A 22,964-nucleotide genomic window follows, 5' to 3' on the forward strand; every position below is an offset into this window, starting at 1 on the left:
CAAAATCCGAGACAACCGCAATACAAGACCATGGACAGCCAGTACAACCCGAACAACATCTTCGCGAAGATCCTGCGCGGCGAGATGCCGTGCATCAAGGTGTACGAGGACGACGACACCATCGCCTTCATGGACATCATGCCGCAGGCCGACGGCCATACGCTGGTGGTGCCCAAGGAAGCCGCGGTCAACCTGTTCGACCTGTCCGAGCAGGGCGCCGAGGCCGCCATCCGGGCCACGCAGCGTGTGGCGCGCGCGGTGCGTGCCGCGTTCTCGCCGGACGGCATCTCGATCGGCCAGTTCAACGGCGCGGCCGCGGGCCAGACCGTGCCGCACGTGCATTTCCATATCGTGCCGCGCTATAACGACCACGCGCTGCGCGGTCACGCGCGCGAGATGCAGGATCCGGACCTGCTCAAGGGGCACGCCGAGCGCATCATCGCCGCGCTGCGCGAGCAGGCGGCCTGATCCGGAACAATCGAACACAATCCAACCAGCAGACAGAGGAAGACAAGATGGCAATCAGGACAGTGGGCATCGTCGGTGCCGGCACCATGGGCAATGGCATCGCCCAGGCCTGCGCGGTAGTGGGTCTCAACGTGGTGATGGTGGACATCAGCGACGCCGCCGTGCAGAAGGGCGTGGCCACCGTGGCGGGCAGCCTGGACCGGCTGATCAAGAAAGAGAAGCTGACCGAGGCCGACAAGGCCGCGGCGCTGGCGCGCATCAAGGGCAGCACGTCGTATGACGATCTGAAGGCCACCGATATCGTGATCGAGGCCGCCACCGAGAACTATGACCTGAAGGTCAAGATCCTCAAGCAGATCGACGGCATCGTCGGCGAGAACGTGATCATCGCGTCCAACACCTCGTCGATCTCGATCACCAAGCTGGCCGCGGTGACCTCGCGCGCCGACCGCTTTATCGGCATGCACTTCTTCAACCCGGTGCCGGTGATGGCGCTGGTGGAACTGATCCGCGGCCTGCAGACCAGCGACGCCACCCACGCCGCCGTGGAAGCGCTGGCCAGGGAACTGGGCAAGTACCCGATCACGGTCAAGAACAGCCCGGGCTTCGTGGTCAACCGCATCCTGTGCCCGATGATCAATGAAGCCTTCTGCGTGCTGGGCGAAGGCTTGGCCTCGCCGGAGGAAATCGATGAAGGCATGAAGCTGGGCTGCAACCACCCGATCGGGCCACTGGCGCTGGCCGACATGATCGGCCTGGATACCATGCTGGCCGTGATGGAGGTGCTGTACACCGAGTTTGCCGATCCCAAGTACCGCCCGGCCATGCTGATGCGCGAAATGGTCGCTGCGGGCTACCTGGGCCGCAAGACCGGCCGCGGCGTGTACGTCTACAAAAAGTAATCCACGCGGCACCTGCCGCATGTGACAGGCCGCCGCCCCACAGCGGCGGGCCTTGTGTACCGGCGGCCGCTTCGCGCGGCCGCCGGCCATTCCGGGCTGCCCGCCGCCGGGCTGCCAAATCCCGCTTACACGGCGTTATATGCCGAAACACTCCGCCGCATCCAGTAACAGGAATGCGCGGTAGAGTGCACCCTTCCGTTTACGCCAAGAGAATTACAATGCTCCCTCCGGTTCTTGTTGCCGCCCTGCTGGCCGGTGCGATCTCCCTGCTGGCTGCCCGCTCCGCGATGGCCCACGTCGATGTGGGCGTGCATGTCGGCGCGCCGGTCTACGTGGCACCGGCGCCCGTCTATGTGGCGCCACCGCCGCCCGTGGTCTATGCGCCGCGCTACCATGGCTGGCACGGCGACCGCTACTGGGACGGACGGCGCTGGTATGGCCGCCATGAGTGGCGCGGTGGCGATCACCATCATCGGGACCACTATCGCCATCACGGGCACGGCCACCATGGTCACGGCGGGCATCACGGTCACCGCGGCCACGGCCACTGAACTTCCCGCCGGTTGACGCGCCGGCAAAGGCCTTCGGACGGCGTGGCGCTCAGCGCAGCAGCACCAGCCGCGGCACCGCGTCCGCGCCGCTCCACACCACCGCGTTCTGTTCGTATTTCTCGCCCAGCCGGCGCGCCTCCTCCAGCGACAACCCGGGCACCAGCAAGCTCGGCTCGGCCGGCCAGCCGTTGGACGGGTGCTCGCCGGCGGCGTCGATCGCTCGCAATCCCATCTGCGCCACGTCCTGCGCCAGTGCCTGCTGGCGGCGCAGGTTGGCGGCATCGTCGCAGCGCTGGCTGAACGGGTTGGCGGCGGTAATGAAGGCGCTCGATGCCACCCCATGGGCGCGGTGCAGCGCCGCCAGCGGGACGCTGGCCTGGTCGATGCGCAAGGTCATCGGCATATCGCCCCGCACGCGATAGTGCGTCTCGCGATAGGCCCGCAGCGTAGCGTCATCGATGGCGGTGGACACGCTATTCCCCGTACTGCCGCAACCCCTCCAGGTCCAGCACCTCGATCACGCCGTAGTCCACACGCACCAGCCCCTGCTGCTCCAATACCTTCAGCGCCTGGTTGGCGCGCTGGCGCGAAATGCCGGCGAGCAGGCCGATCTCTTCCTGCGAGATCTCCAGCGTCTTCCCGATCCCCGGATACAGGTGCTCGTTAAAGAGTGATGACACCGCGCGCGCCACGCGCGAATCGATGTCGAGCAGCCGCTCGTATTCCACCGCCGCAATGAACTGCCCCAGGCGCTCGTTGAACTGCGTCAGCAAAAAGCGCGTGAACGGCAGGCTGGTATCCAGCAACCACTGAAAAGTGTCGCGCGGCAGGAAGGCGATGGTCGAGCGGCGCAGCGCCATCACATCGTACTTGCGGATCTCCGACTTGAGTACCGCGCCTTCGCCGAACCAGCCGCCGGTGGGCACGCCGGTGAAGGTGACCGACTTGCCCGATGGCGACACCGTGGTGATCTTGACGATGCCTTCGAGCACGCCCATCCAGTGCTCGGCGATGTCGCCCTTGTGGCAGACGTAGTCGCCCTGGCTGTACTCGTGCACGAACATGGCGCGGCGCACGCGCTCGCGCTGCTCGGGGCTCAGGTCTGCTGCCCACACGCAGCGGTCGACAAAATCGTTCAGCATGGCCTGGAATGGCTCCGGTAGGGATTAACCCGGAATTGTCACCGGCGTGACAACCCGGGTGGTTGGCATGGGCTATCGTACGATCACAACGGAACCGCGGGTGCCACACGGGGCACGCCGGGAAAGACGAAAAGGCTTTCCCGGCCCCCCTCAGAACAGGCACAGACGGGCTTGATGCAATGCGGCAGATGCCGCCGGGCAAAGCAAGCCAAGTATAACGACCGGACCGGCGCTTGACACCAGCGTGGACCCCCACGCCGGAGGGACAGGAGACAGCGATGCAGGAATCGTCGGCGACGACCTTCCCGCGATGGCTGCTGGCGCACGCCCAGCAGCGGCCGGATCATCCGGCTTATCGCGAGAAGGATCTAGGCATCTGGCAGACATACAGCTGGGCCCAGGCGGCGCAGCAGGTGAGGGCGCTGGCTTGTGGGCTGGCGGCACTCGGTTTCAGGCGCGGCATGAACCTGGCAGTGGTGGGCGACAACCGCCCGCGCCTGTACTGGGCCATGACCGCGGCGCAGGCCCTCGGCGGCGTGCCGGTACCGCTGTACCAGGACGCCATCGCCAACGAGATGATCTACGTGCTCAACGATGCGGAGATCGAGTTCGCCATCGTCGAGGACCAGGAGCAGGTCGACAAGCTGCTTGAGGTCGAAGCGCAGCTGGCCACTTCCGGCCGCGCCGTGCGCCACGTCATCTATGAAGACCCGCGCGGCCTGCTCGACTACGACCATCCGTCGCTGATCTCGTACGAGCGGTTGCAGGAACTTGGCCGCGAGTTCGACCAGGCGCATCCGGGCTTCTATGAGGAAGCGATCGCCGCGGGCCAGCCCGACGACACCGCGATCATCCTCTACACCTCCGGCACCACCGGCAAGCCCAAGGGCGTGTGCCATTCGCATGCCGGCCTGATGGGCGCGGCGCGCAATGGTTGCGCTTTCGACAAGCTCAACGCCGACGACGATGTGCTGTCCTACTTGCCAATGGCTTGGGTGGGCGACAACCTGTTCTCGTACGCACAGGCGATGGTGGCGGGCTTCACGGTGAACTGCCCGGAGTCGCGCGAAACGGTGATGACCGACCTGCGCGAGATCGGCCCCACCTATTACTTTGCGCCCCCGCGCATCTATGAAGGCCTGCTGACGCAGGTGATGATCCGCATGGAGGATGCGGGCTGGATCAAGCGCAAGCTGTTCCACTGGGCCATGGACGTGGCGCGCCGCTGCGGCGCCGACATCCTCGACGGCCGCCCGGTGTCCTTCGCCGACCGCATGCGCTATGCGCTGGGCGAAGCGCTGGTCTACGGCCCCCTGCGCAACGTGCTCGGCATGAGCCGCATCCGCGTGGGCTACACCGCGGGCGAGGCGATCGGGCCGGACCTGTTCCGCTTCTACCGCTCGATCGGCGTGAACCTGAAGCAGTTCTACGGCCAGACCGAGACCTGCGCCTATGTGTGCCTGCAGCCCGACGGCCAGGTCAAGTTCGACTCCGTCGGACCGGCCGCGCCCGGCATGGAAATCCGCATCGCAGAGAACGGCGAGGTGCTGGTGCGCGGCGTGGGCCTGCTCAAGTCCTACTACAAGCGCGACGACGCCACGCGCGAGGCCATCAACGACGAGGGCTACTTCATGACCGGCGACGCCGGCGTGATCGACACCGACGGGCACCTGAAGATCATCGACCGCGCCAAGGACGTGGGCAAGCTGGCCGATGGCTCGATGTTCGCGCCCAAGTACATCGAGAACAAGCTCAAGTTCTTCCCGTACATCAAGGAAGCGGTGGCCTTCGGCAACGACCGCGACATGGTCTGCGCCTTTATCAACATCGACTTCGAGGCGGTCGGCAACTGGGCCGAGCGGCGCCACCTGCCGTATGCGGGCTATGTCGACCTGGCCGCGCAGCCGGACGTGATCGAGATGATCGGCGAATGCGTGAACCAGGTGAACGCGGACCTCGCCAACGATCCGATGCTGGCCGGTTCGCAGGTCGCGCGCTTCCTGATCCTGCACAAGGAACTGGACCCGGACGACGACGAGCTGACGCGCACGCGCAAGGTGCGCCGCGGCTTTATCGCCGAGAAATACGGCGTGCTGGTGGAGGCGCTCTATGCGGGCAAGTCCGAGCAGTTCATCGAGACGCGCGTCAAGTTTGAAGACGGGCGCGAGGGCAGCGTGTCGGCCACGCTGAAGCTGGTAGATGCGAAGCGCCTGCCGGTGGCGGCGCGCGCGGCATAAGAGGCATAAGGCGGAGGCAGCAAGATGACGCAAGTGGCCTGGCAAGGCGCGGGACAGCGCAAATGGACGGGGACGGCACGCACGGATGCCAGCGGCGCAGGGAGCAGCGGTGCGATCGCGCCCGCGGGTCCGCTGTCTCCGGCAGGACTGGCTGACGACAGCGGCGCGCAACCCGGTACGCGCCATTCGCAGCGCACCGGCGCGCAGGCGCGCACCGGCGGCGAGGTGATCCTGGACCTGCAGCATATCTCGCTGTCGTTCGGCGGCGTGAAGGCGCTGACCGACATCTCGTTCGACGTGTGCGAGCACGAGGTGCGCGCCATCATCGGTCCCAACGGCGCGGGCAAGAGTTCGATGCTGAACGTGATCAACGGCGTGTACCACCCGCAGCAAGGGCGCATCGTGTTCCGCGGCGAGGAGCGCAAGCAGATGCACCCCACCGCCGCTGCGCGCCAGGGTATCGCGCGCACGTTCCAGAATATCGCGCTGTTCAAAGGCATGACGGTGCTGGACAACATCATGACCGGGCGCAACACCCAGTTCCGCACGGGCTTGTTCGCGCATGCGCTGTGGTGGGGCCCGGCGCGCAACGAAGAGATGCGCCATCGCCAGAAGGTCGAGGAAGTGATCGACTTCCTGGAGATCCAGTCGATCCGCAAGACGCCAGTCGGGCGCCTGCCGTACGGCCTGCAGAAGCGCGTGGAACTGGCGCGCGCGCTGGCGGCCGAGCCCTCGATGCTGCTGCTGGATGAACCGATGGCCGGAATGAACGTGGAGGAGAAGCAGGACATGTGCCGCTTCATCCTCGACGTGAACCGGCAGTTCGGCACCACCATCGTGCTGATCGAGCACGACATGGGCGTGGTGATGGATATCTCCGACCGCGTGGTGGTGCTCGACTACGGTAAGAAGATCGGTGACGGCACGCCGGACGAGGTCAAGGGCAATCCGGATGTGATCAAGGCCTACCTCGGCACTTCGCACTGACTGGCTGGCACGCAAGCAAGCAAAGGCAAACCATGACGTTCTTCTTTGAAATCCTGATCGGCGGCCTGCTGTCGGGCCTGATGTACTCGCTGGTGGCGCTGGGCTTCGTGCTGATCTACAAGGCTTCGGGCGTGTTCAACTTTGCCCAGGGCGCGATGGTCTACTTTGCCGCGCTGGCGGTGGTGGGGTTGATGGACAAGGGCATGCCGATGTGGGCGGCCGTGATCGGCGCCTTCGTGGTGATGATCCTGGTCGGCATGAGCACCGAGCGCTTCGTGCTGCGCAAGCTGGTCAACCAGCCGCCGATCACGCTGTTCATGGCGACCATCGGGCTGTCGTTCTTCCTCGAGGGCCTGGGACCGCTGTTGTTCGGCAACGAAGTGCGTCCGATCAACCTGGGCATCGTCGACGAGCCGATCGAGTCGATCATGACCAACTTCAACATCGTGCTCTCCAAGTTCGATCTTGCCGCGGCGGCCATCGCCGGCGTGCTGGTCGGATCGCTGGCGCTGTTCTTCCAGTACACCAAGGTCGGCCGCGCGCTGCGCGCGGTGGCTGACGACCACCAGGCGGCGCTGTCGTTGGGCATCCCGCTGCAGAACATCTGGGCGATCGTGTGGGGCGTGGCGGGTTTCGTTGCGCTGGTGGCCGGCATGCTGTGGGGCTCGCGCAATGGCGTGCAGTTCGCGCTGACGCTGACCGCGCTCAAGGCGCTGCCGGTGCTGATTCTGGGCGGCTTCACCTCGGTGCCCGGCGCCATCGTCGGCGGGCTGATCATCGGCGCGTCGGAGAAGCTGGCGGAGATCTATATCCCGCCGGTGTTCCAGTCGATGTTCGGCGGCAACTTCGGCGGCATCGAAGGGTGGTTCCCATATGTGTTTGCCTTGCTTTTCCTGCTGGTGCGGCCTGAAGGGCTGTTCGGCGAGAAGCACATCGACCGCGTCTGACCGACTTCGCACAGGAGACTTGCCATGTTTTATCGTGAAGCCGGCCAGTTCAAGACCAGCTACGTTGCCGACAGCCAGATCTTCCCGATCCGCCAGGACCGCATCGGCTTTGCGCTGCTGATGGCCGTGGCGTTCGTGTTGATCCCGCTGACGGGATCGGAATACTGGTTCTCGGCCATCCTGATCCCGTTCCTGATCTTTTCGCTGGCGGCGCTGGGGCTGAATATCCTGACCGGCTATGCCGGGCAGTTGTCATTGGGCACCGCGGCCTTCATGGCGGTTGGTGCCTACGCCGCCTACAACTTCCAGCTGCGCGTGGAAGGCATGCCGGTGCTGCTGACGTTCGTGATGGCGGGTCTTTCGGCCGCGCTTGTGGGGGTGGCCTTTGGCCTGCCGTCGCTGCGCATCAAGGGCTTCTACCTGGCGGTGGCGACGCTCGCGGCGCAGTTCTTCGTGGTGTGGGCGCTGACCAAGTTCCCCTGGTTCTCGAACAACAGCTCGTCGGGCGTGATCACCGCGCAGCGGCTGGACCTGTTTGGCTACGCCATCGACACCCCGGTGAAGAAATACCTGTTCGTGCTGGGCGTCGTCACGGTGCTGGCGCTGGTGGCCAAGAACCTGGTGCGCTCGGCCACCGGCCGCGCCTGGATGTCGGTGCGCGACATGGACGTGGCGGCCGAGGTGATCGGCATCCCGCTGATGCGCACCAAGCTGCTGGCGTTCGCGGTCAGCTCGTTCTACTGCGGCGTGGCCGGCGCGCTGTATGCGTTCTGCTACCTGGGCTCGGTCGAGCCGGATGGCTTCTCGCTGGACCTGTCGTTCCGCGTGCTGTTCATGATCATCATCGGCGGCGTGGGCAGCATCCTGGGCTCGTTCCTGGGCGCGGCGTTCATCCTGCTGTTGCCGATCTTCCTGGACAACGTGCTGCCGCCGCTGGCCGCGCTGCTGCACCTGCCGTTCACCAATGCCACCGTATCGCACATCCAGCTGATGGTGTTCGGCGGGCTGATTATCTTCTTCCTGATCGTGGAGCCGCACGGGCTGGCCCGGCTGTGGCAGATCGCCAAGGAGAAGCTGAGGCTGTGGCCGTTCCCTCACTGACGGGGAGGGAAGCAAGGGATTACCGCAGTACCTGCATGTCATCCGAAGCTTTGACGCTTCAGCATAACGAAACGCTCCACCGAGGGCGAAGGAGACTGTCATGACCAACCTGATTCGCAACGTGCAACGCGCCGCCCTGGTGGTCAGCGCCGCGGCTGCACTGCTGGCGCCGGCGGCGCCGGCCATGGCGCAGAGCAACGAGCAGTTCGTGGCTCTGCCGAGCTATCGCGTGGGGCCGTATGGCGCCAACGGGCAGTCCTGGTATGGCGGCTTCATCGACTACCTCAACTACGTCAACCTGAAGGACGGCGGCGTCAACGGCGTCAAGCTGTCGTGGGAAGAGTGCGAGACCGAGTACAACAACGCCAAGGGCGTGGAGTGCTACGAGCGCCTGAAGTCCAAGAACGCCACCACCAAGGGCACGGCCTACCACGCGATGTCGACCGGCATCTCGTACGCGCTGGTCGACAAGACCGCCGCCGACAAGGTGCCGCTGGTGATGATGGGCTACGGCCGCACCGACGCGGTGGACGGCTCGGTGTTCCCGTATGCGTTCCCGCTGGTGACGACGTACCAGATGCAGGTCTCGGCCATCGTCAAGTACCTGGCCTCGAAGAGCGGCGGCTCGCTCGCGGGCAAGAAGATCGTCTACCTGTACCACGACTCGGCCTATGGCAAGGAGCCGATCGTGGCGCTGCAGGCCGAGGCGAAGCTGGGCAAGTTCAACCTGGTCGAGATCCCGGTGGCGCACCCCGGCAACGAGCAGGGCGCGCAGTGGCTGAAGATCCGCCAGGAGAACCCTGACTACGTGATCTTCTGGGGCTGGGGCGTGATGAACCAGACCGCGCTGAAGGCCGCGCAGAAGGTCGGCTTCTCGCGTGACAAGATGATCGGCTCGTGGTGGGCAGGCTCGGAGGAAGACACGGTGCCGGCCGGTGATGCCTCCAAGGGCTACATGAGCGCGACCTGGAACGTCGCGGGCAAGAGCGTGCCGCTGATTGCCGATATCGAGAAGGTGGTCTACGGCGCCGGCAAGGGCAATATGCAGGACAAGAATAAGGTGGGTTCGGTGCTGTACAACCGCGGCGTCTCGGCGGCGGTGGTGACGGTGGAGGCAGTCCGCGTGGCGCAGGCAAAGTTCGGCAAGGGCAAGCCCATGACCGGCGAGCAGATGCGCTGGGCCTTCGAGAACCTGGACCTGACCAACGCTCGGCTGCAGCAACTGGGTGCCACCGGCCTGCTGCCTGAGATCAAGACCAGCTGCGACAACCACGAGGGCTCGGGCAAGGTGAAGATCCAGCAGTGGGACGGCAGCAAGTGGGTGGTGGTGTCGGACTGGATCGAGGGCAACAAGAGCCTGATCCACCCGCTGTTCAAGGCCACGGCGGCGCAGTACGCGAAGGAGAAGGGGATTACGCCGGCTTGTACGAAGTCTTGATGCCGCTGAATCCCGATTGGGTTCTCCCCTCTCCCGCTTGCGGGAGAGGGGCCGGGGGTGAGGGCAGGCGCTGGCCGCCAGGCGGATGCTTGTCACTTCGTGGAAGCGCCCGCCCTCACCCCAACCTTCTCCCAGAGGGAGAAAGGGAACCCAGTCGAGACCCTGAAAGCACAACGCTACATAGCAACACCAACCGATCCGCACCATGAGCCTTCTGTCCGTCAACAATATCGAAGTCATCTACGATCACGTGATCCTGGTGCTCAAGGGCGTTTCGCTCGAAGTGCCCGAGGGCCGCATCGTGGCACTGCTCGGGGCCAACGGCGCGGGCAAGACCACCACGCTGAAGGCCATTTCCAACCTGTTGCAGGCCGAGCGCGGCGACGTCACCAAGGGCTCGATCGAGTACCGCGGCGACCGTGTCGACCAGCTCACGCCCAACGACCTGGTGCGCCGCGGCGTGATCCAGGTGATGGAAGGCCGCCACTGCTTCGCGCACCTGACCATCGAGGAAAACCTGCTCACCGGCGCCTATACGCGCGGCCTGTCGCGCGCGCAGACGCGCGACGAGCTGGAGAAGATCTACGCCTACTTCCCGCGGCTGAAGACGCGCCGCAAGTCGCAGGCGGGCTACACCTCGGGCGGCGAGCAGCAGATGTGCGCAATCGGCCGGGCCATGATGGCCAAGCCCGCGATGATCCTGCTGGACGAACCGTCGATGGGCCTGGCGCCGCAGATCGTCGAGGAGATCTTCGAGATCGTGCGCGACCTGAACTCGCGCGAGAAGGTCAGCTTCCTGCTGGCCGAGCAGAACACCATGGTGGCGCTGCGCTATGCCGACTACGGCTACATCCTGGAAAACGGCCGCGTGGTGATGGACGGCGACGCCGAGTCGCTGCGCACCAACGAGGACGTGAAGGAGTTCTACCTGGGTGTGGCGGCCAACGATGCGGACGGTGCCGGGCGCAAGTCGTTCCGCGATGTGAAGAGCTACCGGCGCAGGAAGCGCTGGCTCGCCTGAGTCGACCCAAATTACCCGGCATTGCCACCACGCGCCGGCGGCGGCGCGGCGGCGAGCCGCATCCATTCCCCTGACGCACAGCACCATGCCAGAACACTTCGATTCGCTCGAAACCCGCGCGCCGGAAGTCCGCGAGCAGGCGCTCCTTGCCGCCCTGGCACGCCAGGTAGCCCATGCGCGCGACAACGCGCCTTACTTTGCCGAGATGCTGAGTGGCGTCGAGCCGCGCTTGCTGACCTCGCGCGCTGCCCTGGCGGCGCTGCCGGTCACGCGCAAGTCAGATCTCTCGGCACGCCAGCGCGCGTTGCCGCCGCTGGGCGGGCTCAACGCGACGCCGCTTGGCGGCCTGCGCCACGTATTCCAGTCGCCCGGCCCGATCCACGAACCCGACGGCAAGGATGCGGACTGGTGGCGCGTGGCGCGCGCGATGTTCGCCGCGGGCTTCCGCGCCGGCGATCTGGTCTACAACACCTTCTCCTACCACTTCACGCCGGCCGGCATGATGATGGAAACCGGCGCGCACCGGCTCGGCTGCTGCGTGTTCCCCGCCGGTGTCGGCCAGACCGAATCGCAGGTGCAGGCGCTGGCCAGCCTGCAGCCGGCTGCCTATGCGGGCACGCCGTCGTTCCTGAAGCTGCTGCTGGAGCGCGGCGACGAGTTGGGCACGCCCTGCACCAGCCTGTCCAAGGCGCTGGTCTCGGGCGAGGCGCTGCCGCCGTCGCTGCGTGCCTGGTTCAAGGAGCGGGGCGTGCGTGTGCAGCAGATGTATGGCACCGCGGATGTCGGCTTGATCGCTTATGAAACCGAAGGCGGCGACGGCTGGGTCGTGGACGAGGGCGTGCTGGTGGAGATCGTTGAGCCTGGCGGCTCAAAGCCGATGGCTGAAGGCGAGACCGGCGAGGTGGTGGTGACGGTGCTGGGCAATGGCGACTATCCGTTGATCCGCTTTGGCACCGGCGACTTGTCGGCGATCGTGGCGGAGTCGTCGCAGCGGCCGAGCCCGTGCGGGCGCACCAATATTCGCCTCAAGGGGTGGCTCGGTCGCGCTGACCAGGCGACCAAGGTGAAGGGTATGTTCGTGCATCCGGGGCAGGTGGCGGATGTCCTGCGGCGCCATCCTGAGATCCGCGCCGCGCGACTGGTGGTGACCGGTGAGCTCGGCGCCGACGTAATGACGCTGCACTGCGATGCCACGCGCGAGGACGAGGCGCTGCAGCGCGCGGTCGCGGAGTCGCTGCGCGAGGTGATGCGGCTGCGCGGCGAGGTGGCGTTCGTGGCTGCGGGGTCGTTGCCGCAGGATGGGAAGGTGATTGAGGACGCGCGGCGGTACGATTGATACGTGACGGACTTCGTGGACACGCCCGCCCTCCCCCCCATCCCTCTCCCGCGCGCGGGAGAGGGGAGCGTATGCATGGCGCCGCGGCCTATATCAAGCGCACTTCGGCACGAACGCTGCGGGTTTGCTCCCCTCTCCCGCTTGCGGGAGAGGGGCGGGGGTGAGGGCTGGCGCATCAACGAAGTAACACGCGACGCTACGCCATCACGCGCCTCAAAACTCAGGACTTCCGCCCCTCCGGCGGCCGCGTCGGCAACCGGATCATCCACACACTCACGCCCACCGCACACGCCAGCAACGCCGCCGACGTCAGCGGCCGCCCCCGCATCAGCCAGGCAGTAGTCCCCATCGACACCCACATCATCGACAAGGCCAGGCACTTCGCCCGAAAGGGGATGCTGCGATGCCGCTGCCAGTCACTGACCAGCGGCCCGAAGCGCGGATGCCCCAGCAGCCATTCATGAAAGCGCCGCGAACCGCGCGCAAAGCACGCTGCGGCCAGCAGCACGAACGGCGTGGTCGGCAACACCGGCAGGAAGATACCAATCACCCCAAGCAACAGGCAGATGCCGCCCAGCGCCACCCAGATGGCGCGCAGCGCCCGCTGGCGGCGGCTCAGCGTCGCTTCAGGATCGGGCGAGGTAGCGGGACGGGACAGGGACAATGGGCGAACAAAGGGCCGCAAAGCGGCCCGGTAATGGATCGGTCAGCGCGCGATACCCAGCCGCGCCTTGGCCTCATCGTACTCCGCTTTCATGCGCGCAACGATTTCCCCGGCAGTGGGAATGTCATGGATCTGCCCCACGCCCTGGCCGGCGCCCCAGATATCCTTCCACGCCTTGGCCTTGGAGCTGCCGCTGGAGAAGTCCATCTTGCTCTTGTCGGCCACCGGCAGGTTGTCCGGGTCCAGTCCCGCGTTGCTGATGCTCTCGCGGATGTAGTTGCCGTGCACGCCGGTGAACAGGTTGGTGTAGACGATATCGGCGGCGGCCGAGCTTGTGATCGACTGCTTGTACGTTTCGGCCGCGTGCGCCTCCTGCGAGGCGATAAAGCGCGTGCCCACGTAGGCAAAGTCCGCGCCCATGGCCTGCGCCGCCAGCACCGCCTCGCCGGTGGCGATCGAGCCCGACAGTGCGATCGGGCCATCGAAGATCTTGCGCACTTCACCCACCAGTGCGAACGGAGACAGCATGCCGGCATGGCCGCCGGCGCCGGCCGCCACCAGGATCAGGCCGTCGACGCCGGCTTCGATCGCCTTCTCGGCATGGCGCATGCTGATCACGTCGTGCAGCACGATGCCGCCGTAGCTGTGCACCGCGTCGATCATCTCCTTGACCGGCGCGCGCAGCGAGGTGATAAAGATCGGCACCTTGTGCTCGACGCACACCCTGATGTCCTGCTCGAGCCGGGCGTTGGAGACGTGCACGATCTGATTGACCGCGACCGGGCCCACCGGCGCGCCGGGGTTGGCCGCCTTGAAGGCGTTCAGTTCATCCTGGATCTGGGTGAGCCACTCGTCGAGCAGCTCTGCCGGGCGCGCATTGAGCGCCGGGAACGATCCGACGATGCCGGCCTTGCATTGCGCCAGCACCAGCTCCGGATAGCTGACGATAAACATGGGTGAGGCGATGATGGGCAGGGCCAGGTTCTGCAGGACCTGGGGCAGTTGCTTGGCGGCGGGCATGGTGTCTCCTGAACCACTGGCGGGCACGTTGGTGTGCCCTAAATGAACGGTCGTTCGATTATAGGGAGTTTCAGCGGCGCATCGCTAGAAGCCATAGTCTATGCCGATCCCGCGGTGTCAGGCGGCCGGCAGCGTCAGTTCCGCCAGTGCGCCGCCGCCGGGGCGGTTGGCCAGCGTCACATCGCCATGATGCAGCGTCGCCACCTCGCGCGCAAAGCACAGGCCCAGGCCGGTGCTCTTGTCCGCGCCGTGCGGTCGCGGCAGCGAGTAGAAGCGTTCGAACACGCGCGGCAGCGCGTAGTCCGGGATGCCGGGGCCCTGGTCGGCCACGGCGACGGCGACCGCGTTGCTGCGCCGTTCCAGCCGCACGGTGACCTCGCTGCCCGCCGGCGCGAAGTCGATGGCGTTTTCCAGCAGGTTGGCGATTGCCTGGCGCAGCAGGAACGGATCGCCGGCCACCAGGTCGCGCCCGCCGTCCACGGCCAGCCGCAGCGTGACGCCGCGCTGGCGCGCACGCGGTTCCAGTTCGTCGCACAGTTCTGCCAGCATCGGCGCCAGCCGCACCGGCTCGCGCACTTCCAGGCGCTGGCGCTGCTCCACGTCGGCCAGCGCCAGCAGCTTGCGGATCATGGTCTCGAGCCGCCCGGACTGGGCGCGGATATTGGCGACGAAGCGCTGGCGGTCCGGCGCCGGCATCTCTTCCTGCAGCAGCTCGGCGGCGCCGCCGATCGCGGCCAGCGGGCTCTTCATCTCGTGCGTCAGCGTATGGATGTAGTGCTCGACATACTGCTTGTCCTCCAGCCGCTCGCGCATGCCCTGTACCGCACGGCCCAGCTCGGCCAGCTCGCTGGCGCCGCGCAGGGGCATCTCGGCGCGCTCGCCGGCGGCCACCGCGCGCGCATAGCTGCGCAGCCGCTGCAGTCCATGCACCAGCCACAGCGTGCAGGCGATGCCGATCACGCAGGCGGCGCCGATCAGCAGCCCGCCATAGAGCAGGATCTTGTGCTGGCTGCGCTCGATAAAGGGCGCCATCGCCGCATTGGGCTTGGCCACGGTTAGCACGCCGATGATGCGCTCGCCGTCGCGCACCGGTGCGGCCACGTGCATCACGGTCGTGGCCTCGTCGTCGGGGTCGGTGCGCGTGCTGCGCGCGCCGTAGCGGCCGCGCAGCGTCAGGTAGACATCGTTCCAGCGTGAATAGTCGTGGCCCACGTCGGTGCCGGTCGAGTCGAAGCGGACGATGCCGTTGGCATCGGTGACATAGACGCGGTAGCCGATGTTGTCCTTGTGCAGGCCCCACACCTCGGCATCGACCGGCGCGGTGCGCAGCGCCGCCATGCGCCGCGCGAAGTCGCCGTCGCCGATGCGGCCGGCCTTCATGTCGTCGGCGGCGAGTGCCGCCAGCACGTGCGCGGTATCGATCAGCGTGTCTTCCATGGCCTGGCGCACGCCGGGCTTGACCTCCTGCACGAACACGCGCAGCGTCAGCACCGTCGCCAGGCCGACGATCAGGAAGAAGCCGAAGAAGATGCGCAGGCCGATATGCATGGCACGCGCTCAGGGTTCCAGCGAATAGCCCATGCCGCGATGGGTGCGGATGCGCTCGGCGCCGTCCGGGGTGGCGTCACGCAGCTTGGCGCGCAGGGTCTTGATATGGGTGTCGACGGTGCGGTCGCTGGTGTCGAGCGCGTCTTGCCAGACGATCTCCATCAGCTGCGTGCGCGAGTAGATGCGGCCCGGGTGGGTCACCAGCAATGCCAGCAGCAAGTATTCGTAGCGGGTCAGGTCCAGCCAGCGGCCGCGGTAGGCGAGGCGCGCGCCGTCCTTGTCGTGGCTGAAGCCGGCGCTGTCTTCGGTCTTCGCAACGGCCGGACTGCCGCCGCGCGCCCGGCGCAGGATGGCGCGCACGCGCGCGGCCAGCTCGCGTGGCGAAAACGGCTTGACCACGTAGTCGTCGGCGCCGATCTCCAGGCCGACGATGCGGTCGATCTCTTCATGGCGTGCGGTCAGGAAGATCACCGGCGCATCGCAGAAGGTGCGCAGCGTGCGGCAGACCTCGAAACCGTTGATGTCGGGCAATCCCACGTCGAGGATCACCAGGTCGGCCGGCCCGGCGCGCATCTGTTCAAGCGCAGCATTGCCGAGCGTGCAGTGCTCCGCCTGCATGCCATCGGTGCGCAGCGCATAGAGGATGGTGTCGGCGATGGCCTGCTCGTCTTCCACCACCAGGATCCGTGGTTGTTCCATGCCCGGCATTCTAGTCCAGGGTGACCGCCGTGCGCGGCGGCGGCGCGGGCTCGTCGCCGCGACGCCTGTGGAAGTAGATCTGCTCCGCGGCCCAGCGCAGCGGGGACGAATTCAGCAGCAGGTCGAAGGGCCAGTCGCACTGGAAGCGATCGAACATCCAGCGCAGCGCCCGCTTGCCGCGAAAGCGCGGGGCGCTGGCACTGGCGACGGCTTCCGGCGCCGGGCCGCCGTGCAGCAGGTGCCCGGCCACGGCACGGCCGACCGACTCGCCATGGGCAAAGGCGTAATGGATGCCGCCCGCGGTGACGGGCGAGACGATGCCGGCGGCGTCGCCGGTCAGGATCACGCCATCGCGTGCGAGCGGAAAGGCCGGGCCGCCGCCGCACGGGATCAGGCCCGCGCGCGTCGCTGCCGGCCGCGCCAGCACCGGCAACCCGGCGCGTTCGCGCACATGCGCCAGCAGCCCGTCGAGATCCGGCGCACGGCCGCGCAGCGGCAGATGGCGCAGCGCCAGGCCGGCCTGCACGCCGGTGGGGTTCTGTGCGATCCAGCCGATATAGCCGGGCGCGAAGCGGCGGGTGAGAAAGCAGTGCAGCGCGCCGGGTTCGGGCAGGGACAGGCCCGGGAACTCGTATTCCACGCCATACAGGAAGCTCTCCACCCGTCCCAGCCCGGCGCACTGCGCCACGCGCGACTTCGCGCCATCCGCGCCGATGAGGTAGCGCGTATTGCCCACGCCGGACACATGCCAGCCGCCGTTGCGCGACACTGCGCCCACGAACGCCTGCCCGAGCCGCAACTCCACGCCATGCCGCACCAGCTCGGCCGCGAGCCAGCGCATCAGCCTGGGGGTATCGGTGGTGTGGAAGTAGTAGCCCGGTGCGCTCAGGTCGATGCTGCGCAGCCGGGGCGAGTACAGCCGCACGCGTTCCACGCGATGCACGCAGTCGGCGGGCGCGCGTCCCAGCCAGGTCTGTTCGATGGCTTCCTTGACCAGGATGCCGGTGGTGTGCAGCTTGTCGCCCGGATCGTCCTTGCGGTCGAGCACCAGCACGCGCAGGCCGGCGCGCGCGGCGGCAAGGGCGCAGGCGGCGCCGGCGAAGCTGGCGCCGGCGACGACGACGTCATAGTCGAAGAGAGGCATGGCAGGTCCCGGAGATTGGAGTCTCCAGTCTGGCCAGCCGGGGTGAGGGCAATGTGTGGTGGGTGTGAAGCGGCGTGCCCCACAGCCAAAAAAATGCCCCGCGACACCGCGGGGCCATCAATTACCACGAAGATTGATACAGACGGCGGGCACCTGCCAATGCCGCAGCCGCATGCGAAGCATAGGCGGCCAATGTGACGCCTGCATGGCAGCGGGGTGAACGCGGCGTGACAGCGGTCAGAGCCCGTAGCGCTTGATCTTGTCGTACAGCGTGGCCTTGCCGACCTGCAGCAAATCCGCCGCCTGGCTGACCGCGCCGCCGGTACGCGCCAGCGCATCGGCGATCACGGCGCGCTCGTAGTGCTCCATCCGTTCGCGCAGCGGGGCGGTCTCGTCCGGCGCGGCGGCCTGCGCGCCCGCCTGGCCGCCCTCGGGCACGCCCAGCACCAGCCGGTCGGCGGCATTGCGCAGCTCGCGCACATTGCCCGGCCACGGCCGCTGCGCCAGCGCCTGGCGTTGCGCCTCGGACAGGATCGGCGCCGGGCGCTGGTAACGCACCGCCGCCACCAGCATGAAATGCTCGAACAGCGCCACGATGTCCTCGCGCCGCTCGCGCAGGGGCGGCAGCGCGATGGTGACCACGTTCAGGCGGTAGTAGAGGTCTTCGCGGAAAGTGCCCTGCGCCACCAGCGCGTCCATGTCGCCCTTGGCCGCGGCCACGATGCGCACGTCGATCTTGATCGAGGCATTGGACCCCAGCCGCTCCAGCGTGCCTTCCTGCAGCACGCGCAGCAGCTTGACCTGCAGCGCCAGCGGCATGCTCTCGATCTCGTCGAGGAAGAGCGTGCCGCCCGAGGCGTGTTCGAGCTTGCCGACGCGGCGCTTGCCCGCGCCGGTGAAGGCGCCGGCCTCGTGGCCGAACATCTCGCTCTCGAAGATGGCCTCGGGCACCGCGCCGCAGTTCAGCGCGATAAATGGCCCTTCGGCGCGGCCGGACAGCGCATGCAGGCTGCGCGCAACCAGTTCCTTGCCGGTGCCGGTCTCGCCGTTGATCATCACCGGCACGTCGGTGGGCGCGACGTTGGCCACCAGCGCGCGCACCTGTTCGATCGCGGGCGAGCGGCCGATGATGCGCGTGCCCGCGGCGGGGCCGGCCAGTTCGCGGCGCAGCGCCTGGTTTTCCAGTTCCAGCGCGCGGCGTTCCAGCGCGCGGCGCACGGTGTCGGTCAGGCGGTCGGCGCCGAAGGGTTTCTCGATAAAGTCGTAGGCGCCCTCGCGCATGGCCTGCACGGCCATGGTGATGTCGCCGTGGCCGGTCACCAGCACCACCGGCACGCCCGGCGCGGCGTTGCGGCAGTGCTGGAGCAGGTCCAGGCCGCTGGCGCCGGGCAGGCGCACGTCGGTCACCACCACGCCGGGAAAGGCGCCGTGCAGGTGGGGCAGGGCGGCTTCGGCCGAGGGCAGCGCCAGCACGGTAAAGCCGGCCAGCTCCAGGCTCTGGGCGGTGGCCTGGCGTACCAGCGGCTCGTCTTCGACAAACAGGACACGCAGACCGTCTTGCATGGCAATACTCATTGGGGTGCGGAAACCGTACGCGCGGGATCGGCGGCATCGGTGGCCGGCGCGCGCGCCAGCACCAGCGTGAACTGCGCGCCGCCGCCGGGGACGTTGGCCACGCTGAGTTGGCCGCCGAACTCGCGCACGATCGACGACGAGATCGCCAGCCCCAGGCCCAGGCCTTGCCCGGTTTCCTTGGTGGTGAAGAAGGGTTCGAACAGGCGCGGCAGTGCTTCCGGCGCGATGCCGGTGCCATTGTCGCGCACGACGATGGTGATGGCATGGCCGTCGGCCTGCACGTCGAGGTCGATGCGGCCATGCTGCGGCGCCGCTGTGGCGATGGCGTCGAGGGCGTTGCCGAGCAGGTTCAGCAGTACCTGCTCGAGCTTCAGTTCGTCGGCACGCACGGCCAGCCCCGGCAGGTCATCCAGCCCGGTGACGCTGATCGTCACCGCAGCCAGCCGCGGCGCCAGCAGTGCCAGCACGTGATCGACTGACGCGCGCACCACCACCGGACGCCGCACCGGCCGCGCCTTGCCGGCAAACAGCTTGAGCTGGCTGGTGATCTTGCCCATGCGCTCGGTCAGGTCGGCGATCGCAGTGAGGTTGCCTTCGGCGGCGGCAAGCTGCCCGCGCTCCAGCAGCACGCGCGTGTTGTCGGAGAAGGTGCGCAGCGCCGCCAGCGGCTGGTTCAGCTCATGCGTGATGCCCGCTGCCATCTGCCCCAGCGCGGCCAGCTTGCTGGCCTGCACCAGTTCGTCCTGCGCCGCGCGCAGCTCGCTTTCGGCGCGGGTGCGTTCGGCCACCTGTTCCTCCAGCTTCTCGTTGATGGCCATCAGGTCGGCGGTGCGCGCTTCCACGCGGCGTTCCAGCTCGTCGTAGGCGGCCTCCAGCAGGCGGCGACTGTACAGCATGTCGCGCGCGCGCTGGCGGCGCTGGCGCCAGTTGACCAGCAGCAGGCAGATGCAGGCGTAGGCGAGCGCCGCCGCGACGGTGGCGTTGCGCGCATTGGCCAGCACCGGTTCCAGCGGCGCCATCACCTGCATGGTCCAGCCGGCGGGGCCCACGGTGCGGCCGAGTTCGAGGTAGCGGTCGGCGCGCTCGGCGCCGTCGGGGGCGAATGTCGTTTTGGTCGTGGGTGCGTCGTCGCGCACGCGCACCAGCCGCGCGCCGGCGTCCAGGGTGGTGTCGGCCAGCCAGCGCGTGACCGGGGAGGTGAGCGGCTCCAGCGGCAGCGGCGTCACCGCGCGGTCGTGGTACTGGCGCGTCTTCTCCAGCTCGGCCTGCAGCGCCGGCGGCAGCGGGCGCAGCGTGCGGTACTGCCATGCCGAGACCGACGACAGGAAGATCACGCCGTTGTCGTCGCTGACCATCAGCGGCTCGGCGCCGTTGCCGGCGCGCTGGAACCACTCCAGGTTGAGCTTGACCACGGTTACGCCGATCACCTTGCCGCCGGACTCGACCGGCTGTGCGATGTAGTAGCCGGGCTCGTCGCTGGTGATGCCGATGGCATAGAAGCGCCCCAGCGTGCCGCCGGAGGCGATCTGGAAATAGGGCCGGAAGCGGTAGTCGGTGCCGACGAAGCTGCCGGGCTGGCCGTGGTTGCTGGCCGCCAGCGCAATGCCGTTGGCGGCGATCACATAGGTGGCGGACGCGTGCGCGCGGCGGTTGACCTCCGCCAGGTAGTGGTTGGCGGCGGCGACCCGGTCCGGGTCGTTGGGGGATTCGAGCAGCCCGCGCACGAAGGGGTGCAGCGACACCAGTGCGGGCAGGAATTCGTAGCGGTCGAGGGTGCTTTCGAGCGTGGCGGCGTAGCGGTCCGCACGCGTGGCAGTGCTCTGCTGCAGGCTCGCCAGGCCGCGCTGGACCGAGACCAGCCAGGTCAGCCCGCACAGCAGCAGCAGGCCGGCGGTCAGTACCACGGCAAAACCCCACCACCGGCCGCTGCCGGCGTCCGGCGCGTGGGCCGGACGGGTGGCGGCGGGGTCATGCACGGCGAGAAAGTCGTCGGAGTGGGGCATCGGCGCGCGCGAGGGCTGTCGCGCCGATGATACTCGCTGGCGGGCGGCCGGGGCAGCCGCCCGCACAACGGTGGCGCGCTTAGCGGGCGCCCTGGCCGACGTCGGCAAGATCCGCCACATCGTCGGCGCCGCCTTGCAGCACGCGGGCCATGCGCTTGCGGTCCAGCTCGCGTTCCCAGGCCGACACCACCACCGTGGCCACGCCGTTGCCGATGATGTTGGTCAGCGCGCGGCACTCGCTCATGAAGCGGTCGATGCCGAGGATCAGCACCATGCCCGCGACCGGGATGGTCGGCACCACCGCCAGCGTCGCCGCCAGCGTGATAAAGCCCGAGCCGGTCACGCCGCTGGCGCCCTTGGAGGTGATCATCGCCACCGCCAGGATGGTGAGCTGCTGCAACAGCGTCAGTTCGATGCCGGTGGCCTGCGCGATAAAGATCACCGCCATCGTCATGTAGATGTTGGTGCCGTCCAGGTTGAACGAATAGCCGGTCGGCACGACCAGGCCCACCACCGACTTGGAGCAGCCCAGCTTCTCCAGCTTCTCCATCATGTGCGGCAGCGCGGCTTCCGACGAGCTGGTGCCCAGCACGATCAGCAGCTCTTCCTTGATGTACGAGATAAAGCGCACGATGCTGAAGCCGGTCATGCGCGCGATCGTGCCCAGCACCACCAGCACGAAGATGATGGCCGTGAAGTAGAAGGTGCCGATCAGCTTGAGCAGCGGCACCAGCGAGCCCAGGCCGTACTTGCCGATGGTGAACGCCATCGCGCCGAAGGCGCCGATCGGCGCCACCTTGGTGATCACGTGGACGATATGGAAGAACACCTTGGAGAGCTGCTCGATCAGATCCACCACGATGCGCGCGCGCTCGCCGATCACCGCCAGCGCGGTGCCGAAGAACAGCGACACCAGCAGGATCTGCAGGATGTCACCGTTGGCGAAGGCGCTGAAGACCGTGTCCGGGATGATGTGCATGAAGAACTCGACCGTGCTCTGGCCGTGCGCCTTGGACACGTATTGCGCGATCGCCTTGGTGTCCAGCGTCGACGGGTCGATGTTGAAGCCCACGCCCGGCTTGAGCAGGTGAGCGGCGCCCAGGCCGATCAGCAACGCAAAGGTCGACACCACCTCGAAGTACAGCAGCGCCTTGCCGCCGACGCGGCCGACCTTCTTCATGTCGCTCATGCCGGCCATGCCGGTCACCACGGTACAGAAGATGATCGGGCCGATGATCATCTTGATCAGCTTGATAAAGCCATCGCCCAGCGGCTTCATGGCGACGCCTGTGTCGGGCACGAAATGGCCGAGCAGGATGCCGACCAGGATGGCGAACAGCACCTGCACGTACAGGATCTTGTAGAAGGGTTTCTTCATGATGTCGTCCTCGGTTTTGACCGTACCCGGCGCGGTGGTGGCCGGGGTGGCGCGCCGTCACGGTTGCGGCGCGTTCGGGACGGGAATTCGCAATCGACATGCCAGTCCAACCGGCATGGCTAACTGCCTGATTCACAAGGAAACGCGGGCCTCGCGGGCACGCCTGGCCTCCGGGATTCCGGAAATCCGGACAGCGAGTCTCCGGGGATTCGGAATGCCGGAGGCGCGGCAGGTGCGCGAGGCGCCACCCAGCTGCCGCGGATTGTCGAAGGTGACTGCAGTGCGGGCCTGCCAGAGGCGCGGCTACGCCCCCGCGACGCCGTATAATTCCGAGCTTCCGTCCATTGCCATCCGGCCGACCGCTGTCCGGGGCCCGCTTTTCTCACCGCACGCATGAGCAGCTACTACCAGCATCACGTCTTCTTCTGCCTGAACCAGCGCGACGCCGGCGAGGACTGCTGCGCCAACCACAACGCCAAGGCGATGCAGGAATACGCCAAGAAGCGTTGCAAGGAACTGGGCATCGCCGGTGGCGAAGGCCGCGTGCGCATCAACAAGGCGGGCTGCCTGAACCGCTGTGAACTCGGCCCGGTGCTGGTGGTCTACCCCGAGGCCATCTGGTACACCTTTGTCGACGAGCACGACATCGATGAAATCATCGACAGCCACCTGCTCAACGGCAAGCCGGTGGAGCGGCTGATGGTGGATCGCTGAACGGACACGCATGCCGGCGGCGGCCGGCGCGGCAAACGCTGCGCCGGCCGCCGCATTGTTGTTTTACGGACTTCGCGTCCGCGTTTGAA

21 protein-coding genes are annotated in these 22,964 nt (G+C 67.2%); 11 read left to right on the top strand and 10 right to left on the bottom strand.

Annotated elements, in window-relative coordinates; all coding sequences use genetic code 11:
- Window positions 1-30 precede the first annotated feature (30 nt).
- The 3 genes from K307_RS26950 (at window position 31) to K307_RS46610 (ending at window position 1,921) form a co-directional block, all read left to right on the top strand.
- Window positions 31-468 carry an HIT family protein gene (locus K307_RS26950; protein ID WP_042883897.1) on the top strand — a complete coding sequence of 146 codons (438 nt, stop codon included), beginning with the start codon at window positions 31-33 and terminating at the stop codon, window positions 466-468.
- Window positions 468-1,370, top strand: a complete 903-nt coding sequence (locus K307_RS26955; protein ID WP_230626366.1) for a 3-hydroxybutyryl-CoA dehydrogenase — start codon at window positions 468-470, stop codon at window positions 1,368-1,370. The genes K307_RS26950 and K307_RS26955 overlap by 1 nt, the downstream gene beginning before the upstream one ends.
- Window positions 1,371-1,588: 218 nt before the next feature.
- Window positions 1,589-1,921 carry a hypothetical protein gene (locus K307_RS46610; protein ID WP_080745245.1) on the top strand — a complete coding sequence of 111 codons (333 nt, stop codon included), beginning with the start codon at window positions 1,589-1,591 and terminating at the stop codon, window positions 1,919-1,921.
- A 49-nt stretch (window positions 1,922-1,970) separates the two neighbouring features.
- On the opposite strand, the gene K307_RS26960 is transcribed toward K307_RS46610, so the two are convergent.
- Together K307_RS26960 and K307_RS26965 are read right to left on the bottom strand one after the other, a co-directional pair.
- Entirely contained in the window at window positions 1,971-2,393 is a 423-nt protein-coding gene (locus tag K307_RS26960; protein WP_042883899.1) for a DUF3293 domain-containing protein, read from the bottom strand.
- A 1-nt stretch (window position 2,394) separates the two neighbouring features.
- Window positions 2,395-3,063, bottom strand: a complete 669-nt coding sequence (locus K307_RS26965) for a Crp/Fnr family transcriptional regulator (protein WP_022533357.1) — start codon at window positions 3,061-3,063, stop codon at window positions 2,395-2,397.
- Window positions 3,064-3,341: 278 nt separating this feature from the next.
- Here K307_RS26965 and K307_RS26970 point away from each other — a divergent pair, with 278 nt between their 5' ends.
- The 7 genes from K307_RS26970 (at window position 3,342) to K307_RS27000 (ending at window position 12,130) form a co-directional block, all read left to right on the top strand.
- Window positions 3,342-5,300 carry an AMP-dependent synthetase/ligase gene (locus tag K307_RS26970; RefSeq protein WP_042883900.1) on the top strand — a complete coding sequence of 653 codons (1,959 nt, stop codon included), beginning with the start codon at window positions 3,342-3,344 and terminating at the stop codon, window positions 5,298-5,300.
- Window positions 5,301-5,324: 24 nt separating this feature from the next.
- On the top strand, window positions 5,325-6,287 hold the full coding sequence (locus tag K307_RS26975; protein ID WP_042883901.1) for an ABC transporter ATP-binding protein: 963 nt from the start codon (window positions 5,325-5,327) through the stop codon (window positions 6,285-6,287).
- 32 nt (window positions 6,288-6,319) lie between these two features.
- Window positions 6,320-7,234 carry a branched-chain amino acid ABC transporter permease gene (locus K307_RS26980; RefSeq protein WP_042883902.1) on the top strand — a complete coding sequence of 305 codons (915 nt, stop codon included), beginning with the start codon at window positions 6,320-6,322 and terminating at the stop codon, window positions 7,232-7,234.
- Between the two features lie 24 nt (window positions 7,235-7,258).
- A complete protein-coding gene (locus K307_RS26985; protein WP_042883903.1) occupies window positions 7,259-8,335 on the top strand; it encodes a branched-chain amino acid ABC transporter permease in 1,077 nt (358 codons plus the stop codon).
- A gap of 100 nt (window positions 8,336-8,435) precedes the next feature.
- Window positions 8,436-9,773, top strand: a complete 1,338-nt coding sequence (locus K307_RS26990; RefSeq protein WP_042883904.1) for an ABC transporter substrate-binding protein — start codon at window positions 8,436-8,438, stop codon at window positions 9,771-9,773.
- Between the two features lie 205 nt (window positions 9,774-9,978).
- Entirely contained in the window at window positions 9,979-10,794 is an 816-nt protein-coding gene (locus tag K307_RS26995; RefSeq protein ID WP_042883905.1) for an ABC transporter ATP-binding protein, read from the top strand.
- An 85-nt stretch (window positions 10,795-10,879) separates the two neighbouring features.
- Complete coding sequence (locus K307_RS27000; protein ID WP_042883906.1) at window positions 10,880-12,130, top strand: phenylacetate--CoA ligase family protein; 1,251 nt, start codon at window positions 10,880-10,882, stop codon at window positions 12,128-12,130.
- A 220-nt stretch (window positions 12,131-12,350) separates the two neighbouring features.
- On the opposite strand, the gene K307_RS27005 is transcribed toward K307_RS27000, so the two are convergent.
- The 8 genes from K307_RS27005 to K307_RS27040 all read right to left on the bottom strand — a co-directional run bounded on the left by K307_RS27005 (window position 12,351) and on the right by K307_RS27040 (window position 22,161).
- Complete coding sequence (locus tag K307_RS27005; protein WP_230626367.1) at window positions 12,351-12,788, bottom strand: YbaN family protein; 438 nt, start codon at window positions 12,786-12,788, stop codon at window positions 12,351-12,353.
- A gap of 48 nt (window positions 12,789-12,836) precedes the next feature.
- The gene (locus K307_RS27010; protein ID WP_042883907.1) at window positions 12,837-13,814 is read right to left on the bottom strand and encodes an NAD(P)H-dependent flavin oxidoreductase; all 978 of its coding nucleotides are present in this window, start codon (window positions 13,812-13,814) and stop codon (window positions 12,837-12,839) included.
- A 117-nt stretch (window positions 13,815-13,931) separates the two neighbouring features.
- A complete protein-coding gene (gene creC, locus K307_RS27015) occupies window positions 13,932-15,362 on the bottom strand; it encodes a two-component system sensor histidine kinase CreC (protein WP_042883908.1) in 1,431 nt (476 codons plus the stop codon).
- A gap of 9 nt (window positions 15,363-15,371) precedes the next feature.
- A complete protein-coding gene (creB, locus tag K307_RS27020; protein WP_329955930.1) occupies window positions 15,372-16,070 on the bottom strand; it encodes a two-component system response regulator CreB in 699 nt (232 codons plus the stop codon).
- Window position 16,071: 1 nt separating this feature from the next.
- The gene (locus K307_RS27025; protein ID WP_042883909.1) at window positions 16,072-17,205 is read right to left on the bottom strand and encodes an NAD(P)/FAD-dependent oxidoreductase; all 1,134 of its coding nucleotides are present in this window, start codon (window positions 17,203-17,205) and stop codon (window positions 16,072-16,074) included.
- 237 nt (window positions 17,206-17,442) lie between these two features.
- A complete protein-coding gene (locus K307_RS27030) occupies window positions 17,443-18,768 on the bottom strand; it encodes a sigma-54-dependent transcriptional regulator (protein WP_042883910.1) in 1,326 nt (441 codons plus the stop codon).
- 8 nt (window positions 18,769-18,776) lie between these two features.
- A complete protein-coding gene (locus K307_RS27035; RefSeq protein ID WP_042883911.1) occupies window positions 18,777-20,783 on the bottom strand; it encodes a sensor histidine kinase in 2,007 nt (668 codons plus the stop codon).
- 79 nt (window positions 20,784-20,862) lie between these two features.
- Window positions 20,863-22,161, bottom strand: a complete 1,299-nt coding sequence (locus K307_RS27040; RefSeq protein WP_042883912.1) for a dicarboxylate/amino acid:cation symporter — start codon at window positions 22,159-22,161, stop codon at window positions 20,863-20,865.
- Window positions 22,162-22,554: 393 nt separating this feature from the next.
- Here K307_RS27040 and K307_RS27045 point away from each other — a divergent pair, with 393 nt between their 5' ends.
- A complete protein-coding gene (locus tag K307_RS27045; protein WP_022533373.1) occupies window positions 22,555-22,875 on the top strand; it encodes a (2Fe-2S) ferredoxin domain-containing protein in 321 nt (106 codons plus the stop codon).
- Window positions 22,876-22,964 lie beyond the last annotated feature (89 nt).

Origin of the sequence: Cupriavidus necator A5-1, assembly GCF_000744095.1 — a bacterium.
GTDB lineage: Bacteria > Pseudomonadota > Gammaproteobacteria > Burkholderiales > Burkholderiaceae > Cupriavidus > Cupriavidus necator_A.

Coding starts and splice junctions, on each gene's coding strand:
- K307_RS26950 (WP_042883897.1), top strand. CDS start 31: ATGGACAGCCAGTACAACCCGAACAACATCTTCGCGAAGATCCTGCGC.
- K307_RS46610 (WP_080745245.1), top strand. CDS start 1,589: ATGCTCCCTCCGGTTCTTGTTGCCGCCCTGCTGGCCGGTGCGATCTCC.
- K307_RS26965 (WP_022533357.1), bottom strand. CDS start 3,063: ATGCTGAACGATTTTGTCGACCGCTGCGTGTGGGCAGCAGACCTGAGC.
- K307_RS26970 (WP_042883900.1), top strand. CDS start 3,342: ATGCAGGAATCGTCGGCGACGACCTTCCCGCGATGGCTGCTGGCGCAC.
- K307_RS26975 (WP_042883901.1), top strand. CDS start 5,325: ATGACGCAAGTGGCCTGGCAAGGCGCGGGACAGCGCAAATGGACGGGG.
- K307_RS26980 (WP_042883902.1), top strand. CDS start 6,320: ATGACGTTCTTCTTTGAAATCCTGATCGGCGGCCTGCTGTCGGGCCTG.
- K307_RS26985 (WP_042883903.1), top strand. CDS start 7,259: ATGTTTTATCGTGAAGCCGGCCAGTTCAAGACCAGCTACGTTGCCGAC.
- K307_RS26990 (WP_042883904.1), top strand. CDS start 8,436: ATGACCAACCTGATTCGCAACGTGCAACGCGCCGCCCTGGTGGTCAGC.
- K307_RS26995 (WP_042883905.1), top strand. CDS start 9,979: ATGAGCCTTCTGTCCGTCAACAATATCGAAGTCATCTACGATCACGTG.
- K307_RS27000 (WP_042883906.1), top strand. CDS start 10,880: ATGCCAGAACACTTCGATTCGCTCGAAACCCGCGCGCCGGAAGTCCGC.
- K307_RS27010 (WP_042883907.1), bottom strand. CDS start 13,814: ATGCCCGCCGCCAAGCAACTGCCCCAGGTCCTGCAGAACCTGGCCCTG.
- creC (WP_042883908.1), bottom strand. CDS start 15,362: ATGCATATCGGCCTGCGCATCTTCTTCGGCTTCTTCCTGATCGTCGGC.
- creB (WP_329955930.1), bottom strand. CDS start 16,070: ATGCCGGGCATGGAACAACCACGGATCCTGGTGGTGGAAGACGAGCAG.
- K307_RS27025 (WP_042883909.1), bottom strand. CDS start 17,205: ATGCCTCTCTTCGACTATGACGTCGTCGTCGCCGGCGCCAGCTTCGCC.
- K307_RS27030 (WP_042883910.1), bottom strand. CDS start 18,768: ATGCAAGACGGTCTGCGTGTCCTGTTTGTCGAAGACGAGCCGCTGGTA.
- K307_RS27035 (WP_042883911.1), bottom strand. CDS start 20,783: ATGCCCCACTCCGACGACTTTCTCGCCGTGCATGACCCCGCCGCCACC.
- K307_RS27040 (WP_042883912.1), bottom strand. CDS start 22,161: ATGAAGAAACCCTTCTACAAGATCCTGTACGTGCAGGTGCTGTTCGCC.
- K307_RS27045 (WP_022533373.1), top strand. CDS start 22,555: ATGAGCAGCTACTACCAGCATCACGTCTTCTTCTGCCTGAACCAGCGC.